Origin of the sequence: Mesorhizobium tianshanense, assembly GCF_007830515.1 — a bacterium.
GTDB lineage: Bacteria > Pseudomonadota > Alphaproteobacteria > Rhizobiales > Rhizobiaceae > Mesorhizobium > Mesorhizobium tianshanense.
This window is the reverse complement of record NZ_VLKT01000032.1, coordinates 38,414-60,195: the sequence shown is the minus strand read 5'-3', so window position 1 is coordinate 60,195 and position 21,782 is coordinate 38,414. Positions and strand designations below refer to the sequence as shown.

The 21,782-nt window shown below is 60.5% G+C and carries 19 protein-coding genes and 2 pseudogenes; 10 read left to right on the top strand and 11 right to left on the bottom strand.

Annotated elements, in window-relative coordinates; all coding sequences use genetic code 11:
- Positions 1 to 9: 9 nt before the first annotated feature.
- The 7 genes from IQ26_RS23725 to IQ26_RS23695 form a co-directional block, all read right to left on the bottom strand.
- On the bottom strand, positions 10 to 1,743 hold the full coding sequence (locus tag IQ26_RS23725; RefSeq protein WP_145720747.1) for an ABC transporter permease: 1,734 nt from the start codon (positions 1,741 to 1,743) through the stop codon (positions 10 to 12).
- Between the two features lie 238 nt (positions 1,744 to 1,981).
- Positions 1,982 to 2,185, bottom strand: a complete 204-nt coding sequence (locus IQ26_RS23720; protein ID WP_145720746.1) for a hypothetical protein — start codon at positions 2,183 to 2,185, stop codon at positions 1,982 to 1,984.
- A gap of 477 nt (positions 2,186 to 2,662) precedes the next feature.
- Positions 2,663 to 3,586: a DMT family transporter gene (locus IQ26_RS23715; protein ID WP_162458055.1), complete on the bottom strand. Its 924-nt coding sequence runs from the start codon at positions 3,584 to 3,586 to the stop codon at positions 2,663 to 2,665.
- Positions 3,583 to 4,359 carry a gamma-glutamyl-gamma-aminobutyrate hydrolase family protein gene (locus tag IQ26_RS23710; protein ID WP_145720744.1) on the bottom strand — a complete coding sequence of 259 codons (777 nt, stop codon included), beginning with the start codon at positions 4,357 to 4,359 and terminating at the stop codon, positions 3,583 to 3,585. Before IQ26_RS23710 ends, IQ26_RS23715 begins: the two co-directional genes overlap by 4 nt.
- Before the next feature lie 11 nt (positions 4,360 to 4,370).
- On the bottom strand, positions 4,371 to 5,714 hold the full coding sequence (locus tag IQ26_RS23705; RefSeq protein ID WP_407660275.1) for an O-acetylhomoserine aminocarboxypropyltransferase/cysteine synthase family protein: 1,344 nt from the start codon (positions 5,712 to 5,714) through the stop codon (positions 4,371 to 4,373).
- A 41-nt stretch (positions 5,715 to 5,755) separates the two neighbouring features.
- Positions 5,756 to 6,841: a fatty acid desaturase family protein gene (locus IQ26_RS23700; protein WP_145720743.1), complete on the bottom strand. Its 1,086-nt coding sequence runs from the start codon at positions 6,839 to 6,841 to the stop codon at positions 5,756 to 5,758.
- The gene (locus IQ26_RS23695) at positions 6,838 to 8,031 is read right to left on the bottom strand and encodes a histidine decarboxylase (RefSeq protein WP_240547203.1); all 1,194 of its coding nucleotides are present in this window, start codon (positions 8,029 to 8,031) and stop codon (positions 6,838 to 6,840) included. The genes IQ26_RS23700 and IQ26_RS23695 overlap by 4 nt, the downstream gene beginning before the upstream one ends.
- 746 nt (positions 8,032 to 8,777) lie before the next feature.
- Here IQ26_RS23695 and IQ26_RS23690 point away from each other — a divergent pair.
- The 3 genes and pseudogenes from IQ26_RS23690 (at position 8,778) to IQ26_RS23680 (ending at position 10,254) form a co-directional block, all read left to right on the top strand.
- Positions 8,778 to 9,047, top strand: coding sequence for a hypothetical protein (locus IQ26_RS23690; protein WP_145720741.1), 270 nt, complete (start codon positions 8,778 to 8,780; stop codon positions 9,045 to 9,047).
- Positions 9,048 to 9,089: 42 nt separating this feature from the next.
- Positions 9,090 to 9,958: pseudogene (locus IQ26_RS23685) on the top strand (NAD(P)-dependent oxidoreductase).
- An 86-nt stretch (positions 9,959 to 10,044) separates the two neighbouring features.
- Positions 10,045 to 10,254, top strand: a complete 210-nt coding sequence (locus IQ26_RS23680; protein WP_145720740.1) for a hypothetical protein — start codon at positions 10,045 to 10,047, stop codon at positions 10,252 to 10,254.
- Between the two features lie 199 nt (positions 10,255 to 10,453).
- On the opposite strand, the gene IQ26_RS23675 is transcribed toward IQ26_RS23680, so the two are convergent.
- The gene (locus IQ26_RS23675) at positions 10,454 to 11,671 is read right to left on the bottom strand and encodes an MFS transporter (protein ID WP_145720739.1); all 1,218 of its coding nucleotides are present in this window, start codon (positions 11,669 to 11,671) and stop codon (positions 10,454 to 10,456) included.
- Between the two features lie 499 nt (positions 11,672 to 12,170).
- Between IQ26_RS23675 and IQ26_RS23670 the strand changes: the two genes are divergently transcribed.
- The 7 genes from IQ26_RS23670 to IQ26_RS23640 all read left to right on the top strand — a co-directional run bounded on the left by IQ26_RS23670 (position 12,171) and on the right by IQ26_RS23640 (position 19,032).
- Positions 12,171 to 13,388: a cytochrome P450 gene (locus tag IQ26_RS23670; protein WP_145720738.1), complete on the top strand. Its 1,218-nt coding sequence runs from the start codon at positions 12,171 to 12,173 to the stop codon at positions 13,386 to 13,388.
- Positions 13,389 to 13,432: 44 nt separating this feature from the next.
- Positions 13,433 to 13,678, top strand: coding sequence for a ferredoxin (locus IQ26_RS23665; RefSeq protein ID WP_145720737.1), 246 nt, complete (start codon positions 13,433 to 13,435; stop codon positions 13,676 to 13,678).
- 177 nt (positions 13,679 to 13,855) lie between these two features.
- The gene (locus tag IQ26_RS23660) at positions 13,856 to 14,395 is read left to right on the top strand and encodes a nuclear transport factor 2 family protein (protein WP_145720736.1); all 540 of its coding nucleotides are present in this window, start codon (positions 13,856 to 13,858) and stop codon (positions 14,393 to 14,395) included.
- Between the two features lie 423 nt (positions 14,396 to 14,818).
- On the top strand, positions 14,819 to 16,399 hold the full coding sequence (locus IQ26_RS23655; protein WP_145720735.1) for an SDR family oxidoreductase: 1,581 nt from the start codon (positions 14,819 to 14,821) through the stop codon (positions 16,397 to 16,399).
- 319 nt (positions 16,400 to 16,718) lie between these two features.
- Complete coding sequence (locus IQ26_RS23650) at positions 16,719 to 17,771, top strand: LLM class flavin-dependent oxidoreductase (protein ID WP_145720734.1); 1,053 nt, start codon at positions 16,719 to 16,721, stop codon at positions 17,769 to 17,771.
- A 296-nt stretch (positions 17,772 to 18,067) separates the two neighbouring features.
- Positions 18,068 to 18,382, top strand: a complete 315-nt coding sequence (fdxB, locus tag IQ26_RS23645; RefSeq protein ID WP_145720733.1) for a ferredoxin III, nif-specific — start codon at positions 18,068 to 18,070, stop codon at positions 18,380 to 18,382.
- Entirely contained in the window at positions 18,379 to 19,032 is a 654-nt protein-coding gene (locus IQ26_RS23640) for a nitrogen fixation protein NifQ (protein WP_145720732.1), read from the top strand. Before fdxB ends, IQ26_RS23640 begins: the two co-directional genes overlap by 4 nt.
- 18 nt (positions 19,033 to 19,050) lie before the next feature.
- Here the strand turns inward: IQ26_RS23640 and rpoN are convergent, their stop codons facing one another.
- The 3 genes and pseudogenes from rpoN to IQ26_RS41545 form a co-directional block, all read right to left on the bottom strand.
- Positions 19,051 to 20,517, bottom strand: coding sequence for an RNA polymerase factor sigma-54 (gene rpoN / locus IQ26_RS23635; protein ID WP_145720731.1), 1,467 nt, complete (start codon positions 20,515 to 20,517; stop codon positions 19,051 to 19,053).
- Between the two features lie 56 nt (positions 20,518 to 20,573).
- The gene (locus tag IQ26_RS23630) at positions 20,574 to 21,107 is read right to left on the bottom strand and encodes a peroxiredoxin (RefSeq protein WP_145720730.1); all 534 of its coding nucleotides are present in this window, start codon (positions 21,105 to 21,107) and stop codon (positions 20,574 to 20,576) included.
- A gap of 311 nt (positions 21,108 to 21,418) precedes the next feature.
- A pseudogene (locus tag IQ26_RS41545) lies at positions 21,419 to 21,613 on the bottom strand (transcriptional repressor); the annotation flags it as partial.
- Between the last annotated feature and the right edge of the window lie 169 nt (positions 21,614 to 21,782).

The window sequence follows — 21,782 nt, the reverse complement described above, 5'->3', positions numbered from 1 at the left end:
GATCTCCCTTCAACCCAGCCGGAACTTGCGTGCGGCGTAGCGATAGAGCGGACGCCAGAACGCACGGTTGATGACGACGACGAAGGTGCTCATCACAGCGATGCCGAGCACGATGCGATGAAAGTCGCCCGCCTCGGTCGCCTCGGCGATATAGGCGCCGAGGCCGTGCGCCTTGAGCGTGGTATCGCCCCAGCTCGCGAACTCGGCGACGATGCTAGCGTTCCACGAACCGCCCGAGGCGGTAATGGCGCCGGTCATGTAGAATGGGAACACCGCCGGCAGTGCGATGCGGCGCCACCAGAGCCAGCCGCGGATGCGTAGGCTGGAGCCGATATCGCGCAGCTCGCTGGGGATCATCGAGGCGCCGGCGACAACATTGAACAGGATATACCACTGGGTGCCGAGGATCATGAGCGGGCTCAGCCAGACATCCGGATCGAGGTTCAGGGCGACGATGGCCCCAACAGCGAGCGGGAACATCAGATTGGCGGGGAAGGCTGCCATGAACTGGGCAATCGGCTGGGCAATCCGGGCGGCTTCGGGACGCAGGCCCACCCACACCCCGATTGGCACCCAGATGACACTGGCAAGGGCGATTAGAACGAAGACACGCACCATGGTCGCAAGGCCCAGGAGGGCAGCGGTTGCGACCTCCGAAAGCGTGACGCCGGTCAATATGAAGTCGGTGATCTTCCAGATGGCCGCACCCGTGACCAGCACAATCACCACGTACCACAGGCGGTCGAGCACGCGCGCGGTGCCCTCGGTCGCCTGGATGGCGCCAGCCCTGCCGATCGATACTGGAAAAGCCCTGTACGTCCAGCGCCACGACGCGGCCAGCGGCGCGGTCGCGAGTGACACGAGGCGGGAACGGCGCAACGTCGTCAGGACCCAGGAGCGTGGTGCGGCTGCGCCTGTCTCCTGTTCGAAGCGGAACCGGTCAGACCAGGCGACCAGAGGCCGAAACAGAAGCTGGTCGTAGATCAGAATTACCACGAGCATGGCGCCAATCGCCCAGCCGATGGCACCGAGCTCCCGCCGCTGGATGGCCAGCGCGATGTAGGAGCCGATTCCGGGCAGCGTGACGGTTGTGTCGCCGACGGTGATCGCCTCGGAGGCCACCACAAAGAACCATCCGCCCGACATCGACATCATCATGTTCCAGACGAGCGCGGGCATGGCGAATGGCGCCTCAAGTTTCCAGAAGCGCATCCAGGGATTGAGGCGGAAGGACCGCGAGGCTTCGGAGAGTTCCGAAGGGACGGTGCGCAGCGACTGGTAGAAGCTGAATGCCATGTTCCAGGCCTGGCTGGTGAAGATGGCGAAGATGGCGGCGAACTCTGCGCCCAGAACGCGTCCGGGCGTCAGCGACGTGAAGAAAACAACGGTGACCGAGATGAAGCCGAGAATCGGCACCGACTGGAGGATGTCCAGCAAGGGAACCAGGACGAGCTCGGCGCGGCGGCTCTTGGCCGCCCATGTCGCATAGGTGAAAGTGAAGAGAAGCGACAGCCCCATTGCCGCGAGCATGCGCAGCGAGGTGCGGAGCGCGTATTCCGGCAAGGCGGACGGGTCGAGACTGATCTGGACCAAGCCCGGCTCTGGCAGAGGCTGCACCAGCGCGCGGCTCCCCTCTGCCAGCAGGACCAGGGCGCCGAGCACAAGCAGAACTGCGACAATGTCCCAGATCGTCAGGGGACGTCGGCGCGACCCTTTAGGAATGTGGGTGAGCGGAGAGGTCATCGTGCCTCTCCCGCTGGTTTTCGCAGCTTCGATGGCAAGGGGCGGAGGGGACCCTGCGGTTCCGTGCAGAGAGAATCCGCCCACGGATTGGTGATATTCGTGATCATGCCCGGTCACACCCTGGTGCGGCAGGAGGCGCCGGGCGGAGGTCAAGACCTAGTCCCGGGTCGCCAGCAATAAAGGGAGCCCGCAACTCGCACCGTGAATCGCAAAGCCGCCCTGCCGCAACCGAAACGCACTAAAGCGGCGGCCGTGGAAGCCCTCTAACGTCCGACCGCTGTTCCCTGTCGCGGTAGTTGAGAAGGTTGACTAGATCGTCGGCTTCGTCGATGGACATGTCGATCAAAGGGACGCCTACCTCGACAACCGGCTGCCCGGTGAACACGTCGATGATGTCCCACGAGCCTTCGGGCGTCTTCTCAATGTCGTATCGTCGGGTCATGGGTGATTTCGAGAGCAGGATTTAGCGCGGTAGCCGCTTAACGTTCGAGTTTGGGACTGGCGCTGCTGGCCTGAGCTAAGTAGTGAACTAAGAGGGCTCGGCATTGTCGGGGCGACTTCCCTTTTGAAGTCGACAGATGATCTACCAACACGAACTACCCTCCTCCCAGCATGTGTCCAGCCCGATAGCGAGAATCGGCACCTTTGCGTGATCCATCCGACCGAGGTGAGGTCGACCCGGTCGCGGCAATCGCTGGCGCTGTCCTGGGTGTTACATGCCAGGACGCCTCGTTTACCGCGCGGCCGCCGACCATCGCCACCCACTAGCTCCTCGATCGAAAGGTTGTCCAGGAGACCCCGTCGACGCCGGTGCCAACACACTGTCCAGTTGCTCCGGCGTGTCGACCTCGATCTTGACCATTTGTCCACGCAATAGCACTCCCGCGGTCCATAGGCATATTGGCCTTTGGAAATAGCCCTACTCCCCTTCGCCAATTGGGTGTACTTGGATGGAGATGACACCGCGCTCAGGCATGGATGTGATCAACGCACCGACAATGATGGCCAATGCCGCGAGCATTCCTGGACCCGTCAGCCATTCGCCGAAGAACACCGCTGCGAAGAGGGCGGAAAAGAACGGCTCGCTCGATTCGATGACCTGCGTCTTGTAAGCCTCGATATGCTGAAGGGCGAGGATTGTGCAGTAGAAACCGCAGAACGACGGGATAATCCCCAGCGATAGCAAGGTTGGAAGCGTGTTCGCTGACGGGATTGGCGCGCCGCTCCAGGCATAGGGAACAGCGAGCATGACAAAGCCATAAGCCAGGAACCACCAGAAGGTTTCTAGCGACGAGCGAAGCTTGAAGAACTTCCAAGCGAAAATAAAGCTGGCGTAGCCTAGCCCTGCAATAAGGGCGAGGCTGACGCCGATAATGCTTCCAGCCATCATGCCGTCGCCGGCGATCAGGAAGTAGCCTCCAAGGACAACCATGGTCATGGCGAACGCCTTTCGCGTGGTCACCCTTTCCTTAAGTATGAGGATGTCGAGCGCGATTGCACCAAGGCCGCCAGTAAAAACAAGGATGGCAACAAGTGGGAGCGGCGCGTAGGCGAAAGCTTGGGTTTCGAAATGATAAAGCGTGAAGATGCCAAGCGTAGAGCAGACGGCGATCTTCCATGATCCGGTGAAAGCGGCGAGGAGTCGAACCAAGCCCCCAGACCTCAAAAGGATGACGATCGAGAGTAGCGAAAGCGCAATGCCGCAACGCCAGAATGCGACCGCAGTGGGGTCGAGCCCTTCATTAAAGGCGGACCGTGAAAGCACCCCGACGGTTCCATTGGACAGAGCTGCGAGGAGGGCGAAACCGGCTCCAAGGATCGACGACAGATAAGCATTCTTCATGGCTGTAACTTTGTTCCTATCATGTGCAAGCGGCAGGCTTCGCCGAATGCACGGAAGATCTCGACGCTGAGTGGATCCTCTTTGTGAAACCATTCAGGATGCCATTGCACGGCGGCGGCAAACGTCGCCGCGTCCTTTACGGATACGGCTTCGATGACGCCGTCCACGCATCGCGCATCAACCTCAAGGCCATCAGCCAAACGCGCGATCCCCTGCCGATGCAGGGTGTTGACCAGGACTGGATTCTGTTGCGAGTGACGGATGCACTGGGCGATGTAACCGTGGCCTTCGGCTAGGACTGCATGCGAGCGGGCGTATTGAAGGTCGCGCGGGATTGCAAGGTTTTCCACATGGGTGATCAGACCTTCACCTTCCGAAAGGTCACTTGAGAGGGTGCCACCAAGCGCAACATTGAGTTCCTGCAACCCACGGCAGATCCCTAACAGCGGAATGCCCGACGATAGAGCAATCTTGATCGCAGCAATGCTTGTCCGGTCCCGGTCGAGATCGAGCGTCTCTGGACAAGCTTCTGGCCCCCCATAAAGTGAGGGCGAGACATTCGACTCCGCCCCGGTCAGCAGCACCCCATTGAGGACCGAAAGGCAGGCTCGCAAATTCTCTTGCTCAAGTCCCCCTGGGATTACGAGCGGTAAAACACGCGCGGTCGAACGCAGGGCTTCGAGATAACGGACGCGCACGGTCTCATAGCCGACGCCGTCCACTGTCTGGCGGTTGGAAACGACACCAACGATCGCCGGACTGCTGTCTACCATCGCGACCACAATCAGGCGCCCTCAAGGGCTTGCCGGAGATCGGCGATGATATCGTCAATATGCTCAAGTCCGACGGAGATCCGGATTGTTCCATCGCGAACCCCGGCAGCAAGGCGCGCCTCGCGCGGGACCGAAGCATGTGTTGTCGAGGCTGGATGTGTGGCGAGCGTTCTCGCGTCGCCAATATTTGAGACGTGGTAGGCGAGTCGCAAGCGCTCGATAAAACGGCCCCCGGCCTCGATGCCTCCAGCGATCTCGAACACGATCATGGGGCCGCCATGATCGCCCATGTTCTGCACGGCGCGCTGCCGTTCAGCCGTTCCGCCAAAAGGCGGATAGGTCACGTCGACAACACCAGGATGCGCCTTGAGATAGTCGGCGAGCTGCCGGGCATTGGAGCAATGTCGTGGCATTCGCAGAGGTAGCGTTTCCAAGCCTTGGATGCAGAGAAAAGATGCGAACGGCGACGGGCAGGGTCCAAAGTCGCGCATGAGCGTGTTGCGCATCTTGAGCAGAAACGGGCTGGCCCCATAGGGGCCTGGCAGACCGCGCGCCGCATCGAGCCAGAGGATGTTGCCATGGGAGACATCAGGACGCGTCATCAACGGAAAGCGCTCGGAATAAGCAGCCCAGTCGAAGGTGCCGCCGTCGACGACAATGCCGCCAATCGTGGTGCCGTGGCCGCAAATATATTTGGAAGTGGACTGCACGGTTAGATGTGCGCCAAGCTTAAGAGGGCATGAAATGAGGGGGGTCATCGTGTTGTCGATGATCAGCGGAATCCCGACTTCATGCGCGATCGCCCCCACTTCGACGATCGGGAAGGGGCTGAGCTTCGGATTGGGAAGCCCTTCCGCAAACCAACAGCGCGTGCGGTGGTCCGAGGCTTCGCGGAAGCGCTCGGGATCGCTCGGATCGACGAAGCGCGTTTCAATCCCAAGCCGCTGAAACGTGCTGGCGAGCAGATTGATTGTCCCGCCATACAGGTGCGCGGAGCTCACGATATTGTCCCCGGTAACGGCAATGTTCAGGATCGCAAGCATTATCGCGGCCTGTCCCGAGGAGGTTGCCAAGGCGGCGACGCCACCCTCGAGAGCCGCGACACGTTGTTCGAATATATCCGTCGTCGGGTTCATCAACCGCGAATAGGTGCGCCCCTGCCGGCGGAGATCGAAGACGTCCGATGCGTGGTCAATGGATTCGAACGCATAGGCGTTCGAGAGATAGATCGGGACAGTCGTCGCCAGGGTCGCCGGATCACAGCGATAGCCCCCATGCAGAACTGTCGTTTCCGCATGAAGGGCCGGCGTTGGCTCCAATCGTGTTGCAGGGCCATCTTTTTGGATTTTGGTCAACTTCGAGTGCTCCGGAGACACATTCTTCTCGATGGTAGCGTTCAGGCCCGCAATCCCACGCTTGCGGCGAAGCGCTTCCGGTTCTGATCGCGGATCAGCTTCAGGATCGAAGGCTCGCCATTTGGGCCAGACTGGAAGATCCCGCCCGCTTCGGAACAGTGCGCCGCATAGACGGGGTCCCTCATGCGGATCGCATGTGCTTCGGGCAAGCGCCAGAGCGGGGTCGCTGGATCGAGATGATGATCGAGATGATAGTTGTCGCCGTTGATCGCGGTCAGCCACTTCTCGATATGACGGCTGCGGCGATTCCGGGTCATTTCCAGATCCACGGTTCGGCGGTCAATGGAGCTGCAATGCTCAGACATCTCGATGAACCAGCCGATGATGTGAAACGAGGTGAGGTACGGAACAACCCAGAGAAGGACAAGCTCCTGGAAGGAGCCGTAGGCCAGAGCTAGCGTTACGACACAAGCCCAGAACGCGTAAAAGCCCCAGCAATCGAACACGTAACGCCATGTCTCTTCGCGTTTCACCCGCGTTGAGCTCTCCTTGCGAGAGAGGGTGTCTAGGATCATCCGGTATCTGTTGCGGAGCAGATACTTCAGATATGCGTAGGTTTTCGATCCAAGCAGCGGCAAGATGATGATCTTCCAAACGAAGGAGCGGTCCGTTTGGGGTGTGAAGACACCTTCCGCGATGAAAAACCCGAGGTCAGGATCGGCATCTGCTCTCCCGAGGTAGGGGTGATGGCTGTGGACGTGGGACTCCTTGTAGGCGAAGTGGCGTTGAAACAGGGGCCAAGCCGTCAGCAGCGTGCCGAGCAGGAAGTTCAGCCCACGATTCTTTGTCAGCACACCGTGCGCACAATCGTGCAAAATGGTGGAGATGCCTCGCTGACGCGCTCCGATGACTATCACAGCCAGGGGATAGAACCACCAGCTTGCTCCGATGACCAGCCACGCGAAGGCGGCGATCACCGCATAGTCCTTTATGATGTAAAGAGGCCCATGCCAATTGTCAGTCTCAAGTGCCTTGATCTCGTGAGTAATGGATCGATCGAAGCGGTAGTGGATGTAGCGCCTTGGTGCTTCGATGCCGTGATACTGGGGCTGTACATGAGCGTTCATGAAAACACCTTTTGCCGAGAATTGCAGGGCCACTCGGCGGTATAGTCGCCGACGAAGCGGTCAATGAGATCAGCTTTGACGTTTGGCATGACAATCGCATGAGCACAGTTGCCATGACATGCGAGCTGGTATTCGTTAACGAGCCTCTCGGACGGTTTCGGAAACACAACCGTCAAGGAGCACGGATTGAGCAATACCGGTACACTGGCTGAGCGTAGTGCTCCCGCAAAGCCATCCGCACGCTCGATGCAGGTTCGGGCAAAATGACGGAAACCGGCGATACCGAGGCGCGTCAGCCGGTTCCATATCGCGAGAACGGCGTGGCCGTTTCGCGATCCCATCAAGGTAGTATCATCAGAGCGCAAGTAGCTCACGGTGGAGGCCACTCGACGGACATGTTCGCGTCGGACTACGAGGACGCCGCAGGGCATCGGCGTGCCGATCATCTTGTGACCCGAGGTTGACATACTATCGATGCCGTGCCGGAAGGAGGGACGGATACCACTCGGTAAGCCATCGACGAAGGGAAGGACCATTGCATTCAGGGCGCCATCGACGTGGACGAAGCGCCGACTGGGATCGATCCCGACTTGGTCCAGAACGCTGATGCAGGACGCGATATCATCGTGCGCCCCTTTCATGGTCGTTCCACAGGTCAATGCGAGAATGACGCAGCGATGGCGATTTGCCTGGACAACCTCCCGCAAAGCATCCGGACAGATGGCGCCGGTATGGTCGGCCTCGCACGTCAAAGCCTCGACCCGGAGGATTTTCGCCGCCTTTGGAACCGAATAATGCGCCTCTGTGGAGTGTATCAGAACCGGATTACCAAGAGTCTCTCGCGCAAGATATAGGGCCCACAGATTGCCCTCAGTTCCGCTCGCACCCACAGCTCCCCAGTATTCTTCTGGATCGGCACATTCCCAGACCCGAGCGAACCAGTCGACCACCTCGCGCTCTACGCCACAGACCTCAGTCGCATAGTGTGAACCGACATAAGGGTCTCCCAAGTTATTGATAAAAAACTTTCCGAACTGAGAGATTGGCCAAGCATCAAAGTCGAGATTGTACGGATATCCCAAGTGTTTTGCGCGCCTATCGGCGAATTTATTGCTAAGTTTATCCAGAGTCGCATTGATAACGGCCGGTGTACTGAGACGAGTGTCCAATATATCGCACGTAATCTTCACGCATATGCTCCGCTATAGCCGCCCAGGGAAACGGCAGGCAGGGTGACTCAAGACCCGCTCCTATCAGCCCGCCGCCACCCCGCCTCCGGCTCGGCGTCACTGATCCGGTAGGCCGGGTGGCGACTTCGGCGAGATAGCTGTCCACGGCCGTTGGGGCATCGGTGCTCCGGGAACGACGGAATTGTCACCACGACGAGAATATCGGTTCGGCAACTCCTGACGCCTCGCGACGAGGAAGCCTCAAAAATCATGCCGACATCGCACTAAGAAGCTCAAAAAGAGCGTTCCCTGTATTATTCAATGACTTAACTAGGTGCGGGAGGTCGAATAGTCCTGCGTCGCGGACCCGACAAAGCGACCGTAAATGTCGGTTGTCAGACGTTGTCCTGGGAATGCTGAATAGGTGCTTATTAACGGCGGCGAGCGAGGCATCGGTTTCGAGCAGCCGTTGCGGCCACAGTCTTCCAGTCGGTCAAGGGGCGGTCCAGACCCCACCTTGATCGCGCACAGCACCCTTTCCATTTCGACAATTGCGGCGGCACCAAGCGCGAAGGCTATTGGTTCCGCGCCAAGAACGCGATCTCGCCTGCCGCCTCCGTGGGGGTTTCTACCGCAAACCTACTTGTGTCCGAAGCTGAACAAGAATGTCGCAAGCCCGGCCAAAAGGTCGCTAGGGCCGGGCCACCGCTTATCGAGCAAGCTGTGTAACGCAGACGGAGCGCCGAGTCGGCACGCAACTTGCTTCGATGATTTCGACGCGCGAGATCGGCCTCGCCGTCGTTACGCTCGGCGGCGGCGCACGGCCGGAAGACAGCTTCGACCATTGGTCGGCATCACCCGGATGCTCGCCTGTCGGCGCCGCTGACGGCCAGCGCCGCGAAGCCGCCTATGGTGAGCATCCCTGCATTCCCTTGCGCGTGATCATAGAGGTCTTCCGAGTATTTGCTGGCTTCGAAGCCAAGACGCAACGGCTCAGGGCACTTGTCCGACGCGCCCTGTCCAAACGACAATCTTAGAAGGTGGCTTCGCTGCGACTAGCCGCCAAGGAGGATGGCAGCATGACAAAGATCGCCTTCATCGGACTCGGTTCGATGGGCGGGCCCATGGCCCGAAATCTTCTCAAGCGCAGCTTTGAAGTTCAGGGCTTCGATATCGCCGCAAAGAGCCTCGCGGATCTACAAGCGGCGGGAGGCACGCCGGCCGCGTCGGCTGCCGGAGCCTGCGCGGGTGCGAATTTTGTCTTGCTTATGGTGGTCGATGCGACGCAGGCGCAAACGGTGCTCTTCACCGATGGAGCGCTTGCGGCAGCGCCTTCTGACGCGACCGTCTGTCTGATGGCGACCTGTCCGCCGAAATCGGTCGAATCTATCGCCGCGCGCGTTACCGCGACCGGGCGAGGATTCATCGACGCGCCGGTCTCGGGCGGCACTGCTGGGGCAATAGCCGGGACGCTGACGATCATGGCGGCTGCGCCGCAGAGCATCTTCGAGCCAGCCCAGCCGATCTTCAAGGGGATGGGGTGACAAGGTCTTCCACATAGGCGAGCGCCCCGGGCAGGGGGCAGTCGTCAACCAGCTCCTCTGCGGCGTTCACATCCGCTGTAGCGGCCGAGGCCTTTTCGCTCGCTGAGAAGGCGGGTGTCGACGCTGCGGGCATGCTCGACATTCTATCGGGCACATCAGCCTCGAGTTGGATGCTGAAAGATCGCGGGCCGCGCATGATCATGGACAACCCGGAGGCCTTCACCACAGTCGATATTTTCGTCAAGGATCTCGGCATCGTGCTCGAGGCGGGCCGAGAAACCAAGGCGGCGCTGCCGTTCGCCGCTCTAGCCCACCAGCTCTTCCTTTCCGTTTCCGGCCGCGGCGACGGCCAAGTCGACGACAGCCAGGTGATCCGCGCCTATCGCGCGTTCAACGGTGAGTAAGAGCGATCAATCAGCCCGGTACAGCCGTTCGTCTGTACGCAGCCTCGGGCTGGGAGAAGGGTCAGGTCGAGAACAAGGTCGGGCTGGTGCGCTTCTTCACGCCGTGGCTGCGCTTCAACACCCACGAGAAGCTGAACGCCTGCCTGCATGACAAGTGTATCGCCTACGCCAAGACGCATAGTTACGTAGAGCAGCCGGAACGTACGATCTCGAACGTGTTCGAGGAGTGGCGCGGCAAGCTGGTTGAATACCGCAGTTCCTTCGACGGGTTCCATACGATGCCGGTCTCGATCTAAAAGGCCGGCGAGGCGCCGGTGCTGGGTCATGCCCGATCGGAAAGCCGCGGAAGAGACAGTAGCCGCGATCCAGGCGGCTATGCGATTGGCGAGACGAAGCCTGCAACCGCCAAAGTAAACGTGCGCAGGATCGCGCCGCGCGGCTGATGCGATTGCATCTCTCGCCGCACAGCGCTGAGGGCTTCGTCTGTCAGGCGGTCTAGGTTTCGCGCTTCGGGCCGAGCACGAACACTGTCAGGACGGCGAGGAACGTGGCAGCCGCGCTGTAGGCAAAGACGCTAGCAACGCCGGCATTATCCACCAGTAGTCCGCCGAAAATCGCGCCGGCTGCGATGGCCAACTGGAACGTTACGGTCATTAGCGCACCGGCGCTTTCGGCCTGCTCGGGAGCGGCGCGCAGCACCATCCACGTCTGTAACCCCACCGGCACCGCGCCGAAGGCAAAGCCCCATACGGCAACCGCAATAGCCGAGGCCGAGGCCGATGCTCCCACCGTCAGCAGCGAGACAGCGGCTATCGCTATGAGCAGGGGCGGCAGAGCCGCGACTGCCTTGAGGCTGTGCTTGCCCAGGAATGCGCCGGCCAAATTACCGAAGAAACCGCCGATGCCAGAAGCGAGCAAGACCAGCGAGATCGTCTCGATATCGAGCGCGGGAACCTTCTCGAGAAAGGCACGGATGTAGGTGAAGCTGGCGAAGTGCCCAGAAGCGACCAGCAGGACGACCAAATACGCGATCCTGGTCGTTGGATTCTTGGCCGCATCCAGCAGACTGCGGAATGTAGCCACTTCAATCGGAGGCAGCGTCGGAATGGTTATGAGTTGGACCAGCAATGTAATGGCATTAACGAATACGGCGATCATGAAGGCGGCTCGCCATCCCCAGATCTCTCCGACATAAGCGCCGACAGGAGGCGCGCAAACGATAGCGACGGAAACGCCGGTGATGATGATCGACATGGCGCGCGGCAGGAGGTGACTTGGAACGAGCCGCATCGCCAGCGCTGCCGAAATCGACCAGAAGCCTCCGAGCGCTATGCCGAGCACGACACGTGCCGTCAGGAAAACTGGCAGTGACCAGGCGACCTCCGCCAGAACGTTGGACAGGATCTGCAGCAGCGTCATCGCCCATATGACGATCTTGCGGTCCAGGCGCCTTGTAATGATGGCCATCGTCGGCGCCGAGATCGCCCCGGCGATTGCGGTCGCTGTCAGCGCCTGGCCAGCCGCACCCTTGGTGATACCGAGATCATGCGCGAGTGGCGTCAGCACGCTGGCAGGCAGAAACTCTGCCGTCACCAGTCCGAAGGTGCCCAATGCAAGCGAAATGACCGCACCCCATGCGGGACAAGACCCTTGATCGGGCTTTTCTGGGTCGTGCAGAGCAGCGTCCGTGAAGCCTGTCGCCGATTCGGCCATGAATAAGCTCTTCAGTTTGAATGCGCTGCAACATGGGGGTGGATGGGTCGACCCGCATTAAAGCCAGAAGCGCCGCCTTTCCCGGCGGCGCTCAGCGACATGTTGTGACAGTGCGGCGTGCAATATCGATGCCGTTTCCTTGGGTCGGAGACGCTGTCGTCGAGGACGGGACAATGTCCTGACGTTCGGCGGGAACGCTCGGTCACCAGAACCGAGAAATGTCCGAAGCTGAACAAGAATGTCGCAAGCCCGACCAAAAGGCCGCCAAGGCTCGGCCACCGTTACCGGGCAAGTGGTGCAACGCAAACGGTGCGCTAACCGGCACGCAACTTGCTCCGACAGTTTTGTCAGGGTGGCGAGCAGTGCGTGATGGAGCTCAGCGGATTGACCAATCTGTACGGCGCCTGATCCGGGACGTGTCCCGTGCTGGCAACCGACCTTGTGACCAGCCGTGCGATCCAATCGAGCGCAAGAACGCCTGACGTTCAGGAGAAACCAAATGACGATTAATGCGGTTCCAGATCATGTCCCGCCCGAAATGGTGAGGGACTTCAGTCTGTTTACGTCGCCTGGCATGGCGCCGACGCCCAACGGAGATCCGCACGCAGCTGTCGCTTGCGTCCATGCCGGGCCGCCGATCTTTTATTCGCCCTACAACACGCGCGATGGCCGGGGTACCTGGGTCATCACTCGCGCCGCAGACCAGCGCCGTGTGCTGCAGGACGCCGAAACCTTTTCCAGCCATCGCAGCATCTTCTCATCCGCGCTGGGCGAAAACTGGCCGATGATCCCGCTTGAACTCGATCCACCGGCCCATGGCGTCTTTCGCTCACTGCTCAATCCGCTGCTTTCGCCAAAGCGGTTGGTGGTATTGGAGCCGAAGGTCCGCGAGCGAGCGATCACGCTGATCCTTAGGATCGCCGCATCGGGCACAAGCTGCGACGTCATGAAGGATTTTGCCTTTCCTTTCACGGTCAGCATCTTCCTTCGCCTTCTGGGGCTTCCGGATCACCGACTCGATACATTTGTCGGCTGGGCGAAAGATCTGCTCCACGGCGACAATGTGAAGCGACCGGCGGCGGCCCGGACGATTGTGGCCTTCATCGACGAACTTGCAACCAAGCGCCGCAAGGAACCGGTCGACGATTTCATGACTTTCATCGTCCAGGCACAGGTCGAGGGCCGCCGGCTGACCGAGGAGGAAGTCCGTGGTATCGGCGTACTCGTGTTCATTGCGGGCCTCGACACGGTCGCGGCAGCTATAGGCTTTGGCTTGGCTTATCTCGCGCGCAACATCAAAGATCAAGATTTGCTGCGGCGCGAACCGGACCGGATCGTGCTCGCAGCCGAAGAATTGCTGCGCGCCTATCCAAGCGTTCAGATAATCCGAGTGGCAACCAAAGATATAGACTTCGAAGGCGCGCCGATCCGCAAGGGGGACTATGTTTCCTGCGCCGCGATGATTGCCAATCGTGACCCAGCGGAATTCGAATGCCCCAACACGGTCGATCTGGCGCGAGAGGACAACCGCCACGCCGCCTTTGGCTTTGGTCCCCATCGTTGCCTTGGCTCACACCTTGCCCGGCGGGAGATTGTCATTGGCCTGGAGGAGTGGCTGGCGCGCATCCCGGCTTTCCGGATCCAGAACGCTACGGCACCCATTACCTCCGGCGGCCATCTATTCGGGATCGAAAATCTGATCCTGGACTGGTCCTGACCAAGCCCGTCTCGAGCCGGGGCACAGACATTGGAGGTAGCGCTATGCGCATTATTGTTCACAAAGCCAAATGCCAGGGTCACGCGCGATGCTCGGCGCAAGCGCCGGACGTCTTCAAGCTTGATGACGAGGGCTACATCCTGCCCGGTGACATTGAGGTTGCGGAGGGGGAGCAACTGCTTGCGTCACGCGGTGCGCGATCCTGCCCCGAACGTGCGCTAGAACTCGACCCTACACCCGCTGCGCGGGTTGTACCGGACGCCATTGAACCCAGAGTCTGGCGGGCTTGAATGGGGATCGACCCTGTGGCCGCATACTGAAAGACGGCAGGCGGCCTCTGTCCCACCTCCTCCTCGTCGAACTGCGCAGGAGGCATCTGCGGCGTCGAGGTGCTCCCATGATGCGCGACCGGCGGGCGGGGCTTTGCGAAACATCTTTTCCCTATCAGCGAACTTGCGGCAGAGACGATGGACCAGGCAAAAATTAACGAATTACTCGACCGTGAGGCGATCCGCGACTGCCTCTATCGATACTGCCGGGGGATAGACCGCGCGGATGCGGCGGCGTTGCGCAGCGTGTACTGGCCCGATGCGCATGACACTCACGGGCCCTATTGCGGCTCGGCAGAAGGCTTCATCCGGTTTGCGCTCGGTGTCTTCAAGACCGAGCCTCGCAACATCCATCAGATCACGAACATCCTGATCGAATTCATCAGCTCGGCAACGGCCGCGGTCGAGAGCTATTTCACCGCGCTGCAACACGGACCTGACAAAGACGGAGAAGTACGCCAGACGCTCCTCTGCGGCCGCTACTGCGATCTGTTTCAGAAGAGGGAAGGGGAATGGCGGATTGCCGAACGGACGGTGGTCTACGATTGGCTCGAGGAGCAGATCCCACCAGCGGTCCTTGAGGCAGAACGGTTCGGCCCGCGACAGCCGATTGGAGCACCTCATCCGCACGATCCGGTCTACGCGCTCGGGAAGCGTCGCATTCCTTTTTCGCCATGATGCCTTCAGAGATTTCGAAGGGAGATCCGCGTCGGCCGAGGGGACAAGAGACTATGACAACTTTGCAATGTTACAGCGCGCCCGGCGAGAGCCTGCCCGGTGAAGATGCGGCCGGTAGGATTGCCTTTCCGCCCGCGAAGGCTTGACCGTGACAGCGATCAGCTCTGTCGCCACGAGCCTGCTGACGACGCCGGTGTGCATCGATTTGCGGGATTCCGGCAGAGCCGTTCATCAAGGTAAGCGCCTGTCCTCGGCGGGTCCCTCACCAGCTTCGACTGCCAAATCGAGAGTTGGACCGCTGCCGAAACGCACGACGTCTATCTGGGGTCGCAACTGTCTGTCACCCGGGCGTGCTGCTTTACCTCATTCCGCCGCCCAACGGGTGACGGGCTGAGATCGCTGAGGCTCGTCGCGGAGAAGCTCATGAAGCAGGCAGGACGCATCGTCATCATTACAGGCGCCGCAGGCGGGATCGGCCGAGCCCTGGTCGATATTCTTGCCGGGGACGGACACACTGTTGTTGCGGTGGACCTTCCGGGCAGCGGCGTCGTTGAATTGGCTCGTGGTCTCGGCTACCCGCATCTCGGCCTCGAGTGCGATGTCTCGCGAGAGGAGGATATTCTCGCGCTTTACGGCCGGGTCGAAGCACAGTTCGCTGAGATCGGCGTCCTCATCAACAACGCAGCGGTGGGACCCACCATGGCTGCGACTGTCGACACCGGCGTCGACGCCTTCCGACGCCGCCTGGCAGTAAACCTAATTGGGCCGTTCGTCATGGCTCGCGAAGCGGCGAGACGCATGAGGCGAGGCGGTGCCATCGTCAACGTCGCTTCCATGGCAGGCATGGTCGGCAATCCCAGGCGCAATGCCTACGCAGCCTCGAAGGCAGGCCTGATCTCGTTGACGAGGTCGCTTGCATGCGAGTGGGCGTCTCGTGGCATCCGCGTGACGGCGGTAGCGCCGGGCTACGTGCGCACGCCGATGGTCGCAGAACTGGAACGCGCGGGCAAAGTGGACCTCGCCGCGGTGCGCCGCCGTGTGCCGATGGGGCGCTTGGCGCGGCCCGACGAGATCGCCCGCCCCGTGCGTTTTCTGGCCAGCACGCAGGCGCGCTACATCACAGGATCGGTGCTCGCGGTCGACGGCGGCTGGATGTCATTCAACCAGCCGGGGGATGCGCACCCACCGGTGGATGGGACGCCCCGAGCCGAACTCTCTTGTCCGGCCGAACGCACCAACGCGCGAATCGTGCTCGTCACGGGCGGCGCGAACGGCATAGGCGCGGCCGTCGTTCGCCGCTTTGCCGCCAACGGCGATACCGTCGTGATTGCTGATAGAGATGGCGCTGCAGCGGCAGAGCTCGCTGGATTGCTCGACGGCAGGACCCCGGCCAAATCCGTGGACGTGGCCGTTGAGAGCGAGGTGGTGGCGCTGTTCGAGGAGCTGCGGGGACGTTTCGGGCGCATCGATGTCCTTGTCAACGGTGCCTCGGGGATCGAACAAGCACCGGAACAGATCGAACACGTTCTGGAGGTCAATCTCACCGGAGCCTTCACCTGTGCGCGCGAGGCGATCAAGGCGATGGGCCCTGGCGGCGTGATCCTCAACCTCGGATCGATCAACAGCTTTCTGCCGTTCGCGCCGCGCCATGCCTACGGCGCCTCCAAGGCGGGGATGGACATTCTGACCCGATGCATGGCCGCCGAACTCGGACCGGTGGGGATTCGAACAGCCACCGTCGCTCCCGGCTACATCCGCACGCCTGCACTTGCTCAGTTGGCGAAAGCCGGCCGCATCGACTCGACAGCAATCGGACGACGCATCCCTACGAGCACGACGGGACGGCCAGAAGACGTCGCAGATGCAGCGTTCTTCCTTGCTTCGTCTGACGCCTCATACATCAACGGCTCGATCCTCTACGTGGACGGCGGCTGGACCTCGTTCGGTGATGCGGGAAACGCCTGTGAACTCTATGACGAATGTTTTGCGGAGGCCGTGGGTTGATTATCGACCAATCGCCAGCCGACGGGCTGCGGCTCATCGAAGCCGAGGACGTCCAGGGCTTCAGGCTTCGGCTGCGCGCGCGCCCGCAACGCTTCCTGCAATCGAGCATGTCATCTTCGGCCATGACGAAAACGTCCTCATCGCGGTCGAAGCGGTTCCAACCGCTCGGGGCGGGCCTGCAACCGCCGAATGGCGAGCGGTTTGCCGCAAGACTACGCCGCCGCCAAGGGCTGGATCGACGCTGCGGCCAATGCCTTCTGTGCGCATGCCGGGCGCTGCCCCCTGACCGGCAAACTCCCTCTGTAAACAAGGAAGCACCATGGAATTCGCGACCTTCATCCTGGCCGCCCAGCGCGGCTATCATCAATCGTCCGATAGCGTCATCCGCAACTCCATTGAACAGGCTGTTGTGTCCGAGCAGGCTGGCTTCGATACCGCGTGGTTCGCGGAGCACCACTTCAACAATTACAGCCTGATTCCCTCGCCCTTGATGATGGTGGCGCACTGCGCCGGCGTGACGAGCACCATTCGTCTTGGCACCGCCGTCTGTGTGCTGCCGCTATATCAACCGCAGCGCCTGCTTTCCGAGATCGGCTTCGCCGACATCGTTGCGAACGGCCGTCTCGAGCTCGGCGTCGGCTTGGGATACCAGCAATTCGAGTTCGAGCGCTTCGGTGTAAATGTCGATGAGGCGCCGGCCGTCTTCTCGGAATACCTGGACATCCTTCTGAAAGGCCTCAACCAAGACATCTTCGAGCACGACGGCCAGTATGAGAACATACCCCCGACGGCGATTTCGGTGCGCACCGTCCAGAAGCCGACACCGCCGATCTGGATCGCCGGCGGGTCGGCGCGCATGCGACGGGCCTATCGTGAGGGACACAATTTCTTTGTCACAGCATTCCACGACGGCTTGGAGACTTTGAGCACGCTGCGCGAATCCATCAAGAGGGCGGCGGCTTCCGCAGGTAAGAATGTGACGGACGCCAAGATATCGCTGCTGCGCTGCTGCTATGCCAGCGACGACGAGGCAGAGATCAACAGCTATCTCGACAATGCCCGCTTCCAGCGCCGGCTGTCTGAAGCACTGCATCAGCGCCGCCAGCAGAGCCTGGACGGCTATCTGCTGCAGGAAACGCCGACGCAGCAGGATCTGTCATTCGAGACCATGCGCGCGAACCTGCCGATCGGCGGCGTGAATCGCGTGATTGATCGCCTATTGGAAGAGGTGGATATCTTGAAACCGGACCAGATCGCAATTCAGACCCAATTGGGGGATTTCGACCAAAAGACGATGCTGCGCCAGATCGAGCTCTGGGGAGACAAGATCATCCCGGCGGTCAACAAGTCGCTCGCTCATGCGAGGGTTTGAAATCCGCAACGGCTTGAACTCTCACCTCGGCTGGCTGGTCGTTTCGAAAGGCAGAAGCGCGCGGTCAACAGCAGGGACGGAGCCGAGGTCGCTCGCAGCGACAGGTTCAGGGGACCTATGTCGAAGGTCTGTCAAACGAATGCCTTGCCTCGGCTTCCATCGCCGTTGCTACGGCCTCCGGCCGGAACACAGCGTTCACCGTGCCGCACGCACAGTGACGACGCGGCTTCAGCATGGCGGCGGCACGACGTGCGCCCAGCAGCTGCAAGAAAGCTCGCTGCGTTGGAGAATTCCCGATGAGCGGTTTCATCACCCGCGACGGCTCCAGATGGATACCGGAGTGTCTCACCGCTATAGACGGCACGACCCGCATCGGCTGCGGCCGCTGCCTCAAGGTCTGCTCGCGCGAGGTCATGCATCTTTACGGCATCGATGACGCGGGTGAAATCCTCGGCGCCTGCGACGGCGAGGACGATGACTTCGACGGCGAGCTCAATCGCATGATCATGGTCGTCGACCAAGCCGGCCGTTGCATTGGCTGCGGGGCCTGCGCCCGCGTCTGCCCGAAGAACTGCCAGACGCATGTTGAGGCCGACAAGGTCGCTGCATGATGTGGCAGACAAACCAGGAGAACGCCACCATATTCGCCAATCACAATTGCCGGCTCAGCGCCTGCCGATGGCCGCGCATCGAGCTGGAGAGGAGGTTCGACCAGCATGTGCTTGCCTGCGTGCTTTCGCGTGCGCTCGAGGAGGTCGAGGCCGGCGAGGCGACGGCGACAGAGGCGACCGGCCTTTCGCGCGCCGAGCTGCGCGACGTCTTGCCCCGCGGTTTCCCCGCTGCTGCTGTCAACGCCTTCGCCTTCGAAGAGGTGAGCGACCCCGAGCCAGAGATGGAGGAAGAACTTCTGCACGGCCTGCTGCTGGCGCATGCCCGGCCGGGTGACCCGACGAGCGCCCGCTTCGCCAAGATCATCGCGCGGCGTGCCATGCGCGATGACCATCTCTGGCAGGACCTTGGCCTTTTCAATCGCACCGAGCTCAGCCGCCTGCTTGCCACGCATTTTCCGACGCTGGCGGCCGGCAACACCCAAAACATGAAATGGAAGAAGTACTTTTACCGCAAGCTCTGCGAGGCTGAAGGTTTTTCGCTGTGCACCGCGCCCAGTTGCCGGGCATGCAATGATTTCGAAAGCTGCTTCGGCCCGGAGGAAGGCGAAAGTCGCCTCACGCAGACCAAGAACGGGATCGCGTTGGATTAAGGGCCGCTTTCGTCAGCGTTACGAGGCCTTCAGGCCTTCATCGCCGTTGAGCCATAAGCGCTTTTCCCGGCGCCGCTGTATGGAGGAGGGGATGTTCATCGCCTCGCGATATTTTGTAACGGTGCGGCGAGCAACATCGATACCGGTTTCCTTGAGCCGGACAGCAATGTCATCGTCGGAAAGCACGTCATCAAGCGATTCTTCGGCGACTATCGCCTTGATCCGATGGCGGACAGCTTCGGCGGAGTGCGCGTCACCGCCTTCGCAGGAGGCGATCGCGACAGTGAAAAAATACTTCAGTTCGAACACCCCGCGTGGGGTAAGCATGTACTTGTTCGACGTCACCCGGCTTACCGTCGACTCGTGCACGTTGATCGCGTCAGCGACAGTCCTGAGATTGAGAGGCCTCAGGTGGGCGACGCCATGTTCCAAAAATGCCTCCTGCTGGCGCACGATTTCAGTCGCAACCTTGAGGATCGTCTTGGCGCGCTGATCGAGGCTGCGGATTAGCCAGTTCGCGTTTTGCAAGCATTCGTTGAGAAATGCCTGATCTTTCGAATTCTGGACCGTGTGGCGCGAGACTTCGGCGAAGTAGGTTTGGTTGATCAGCAGCTTGGGTAGCGTGTCCGGATCAAGTTCGATTTGCCATCCGCCGCCGGGCGAGGGCATGACCCAGACGTCGGGTATGATTGATTCCGACGCTCCGGATTGGAATCGGTTTCCAGGCTTGGGATCGAGCGCACGGATTTCCTGCAACATGTCGAGAAGGTCTTCTTCATCGACACCGCAACGCTGCTTTAATGGCTGAAAATCGCGTCGCGCAAGCATTTCAAGATTGGCAACCAAAGTTGCCATCGCCGGGTCGAACCGGTCTCGCTGGCGCAACTGGATCTCAAGGCATTCGCTGAGCGTCCGCGCGAAGATTCCCGGTGGATCAAAGTGCTGCAGGGTTCCGAGAACCCGTTCCACATCAGCCTCCCGGATGTTTAGGCTCTCTGCCAGCTCCAAAAGGTTTGCCCGAAGATAGCCAGTGTCTTCCAGATGAGCGGCAAGCTGGCCAGCAATCAGCCGCTCCTGTGGTGTGAGCGCAGTGAGGGCGATCTGGCGAGCGACATGGTCGTGCAATGTTTCGGTGAGGGCGACAAACTCGTCGAAGGCAGGGCGATTGCCCGGCGGGTTGTTGGCTGTGTTACGAAGTGATTTTCTTTCCCCGAGCCGTTCGGGGGATCCGGCCATGGTCGGCCTGGCAACGTCGTTTTCGCGTGCGCCGATGTACTGATCCTCCCCCGAATTCGGCAAAACGTCGCCAAAAGCCTCGCCATCGTTTGAAGCAGGCTCCAAAAGCGGATTCTTCTCGAGTTCCTGCTCCACGAACTGATGCAGTTCGGCATGCGCCAGTTGCAGCAAGCGTATCGACTCAATGAGTTGAGGCGAGGCGACCATAGATTGCTTCTGGCGCTGAAGCAGGCTTGCTGATGATTGCATGGTGAGCTCGATAATCCTGTCGAGGAGGCTCTTGGCCGTGCGTAATGGGAACTAGGTCAAGCGGCGGCCTTCAGCGTTTCAAGAACGTTCTGCGGGGATGAGACGCCATAGGGGTCGGTCTCGCAGTTGTCGGAAAAACCTTCCTCCTCGAACCACCGCTCCACCACACCATTGTTGATCAGGGCGGCGTAGCGCCAGGAGCGCATACCGAAGCCGAGATTGTCCTTGGCGACCAGCATGCCCATTTTGCGCGTGAACTCGCCTGACCCATCCGGGATGAGCTCGACCTTCTGCAGAGCCAAGGACTTCCCCCACGCATTCATGACGAAGGCATCGTTGACGGAGACGCAGTAGATCGCGTCAATTCCCTGCTTCTCAAACTCGTCATAGAGCTCTTCGAAATTGGGCAGTTGGTAGGTCGAGCAGGTCGGGGTGAAGGCGCCAGGCAGCGAGAACAGTATGACGCGCTTGCCGGCAAAGTAGTCGTCGGATGTTCTTTCTTCCCAGCGATATGGATTTGGCCCCTGGACTGACTCGTCGCGAACACGCGTGAGAAAGGTAACGAAGGGAACCTTCTTTTGAACGGTCATCAACTTGCTCCTCTAGAAAAAACTGGCGCACTGGATTTCAGCTGGGGCTGGCGCAATAGCGAGCTACGGCCCGCGTGCCAGGCATGAGATGAGGTCCTCGCGGCTCTCAACCTCCTTTTTCCATCCGGATGTATGAGAACGTCCTGGCTCCTGGTCTTCGTTGCCCGAACGCCATCGATATGAGTGAGCTGGAAGCCTCCGAGCGGCTTGGGCAATCTTTCTACGGCTATGGCGCCGGAAGCGGCATCGATCACCCGCTGCTCGTGCCCTGGAAAAAGTGATAGCACCCGGAAGCAGCCAGTATCGAAATAAGCGTGTGAAGCCGCAAATGTGTTTTCACACAAGAGACCCGCGTCACTGAACTGGTTCAGCGTATCGTCGAGACTTGCCAGTGACGCGCTGACCTTGGCTTGGGCGACCCTTTGATGGGGCTCTTGGGCGCTCACATGCTGATCAGAGCCGGTAAACGGCAATTGCGCGAGTGCCACATGTTGGCGTGTCGGCATCGGACCAGCCATGCTCAAAGCAGCTATCAAGCACGGATCTCTGAAGCAGACGATGTCCCGATCTTCAGCGGGAATGGGCACCGTCGCCTCGGGCGATCGTATGGAGCTTCGCGTATCGGCCATGGTTCGGTAGTTGCTTTCTTCGTGCTTTGATGGGCTCTAAACCACG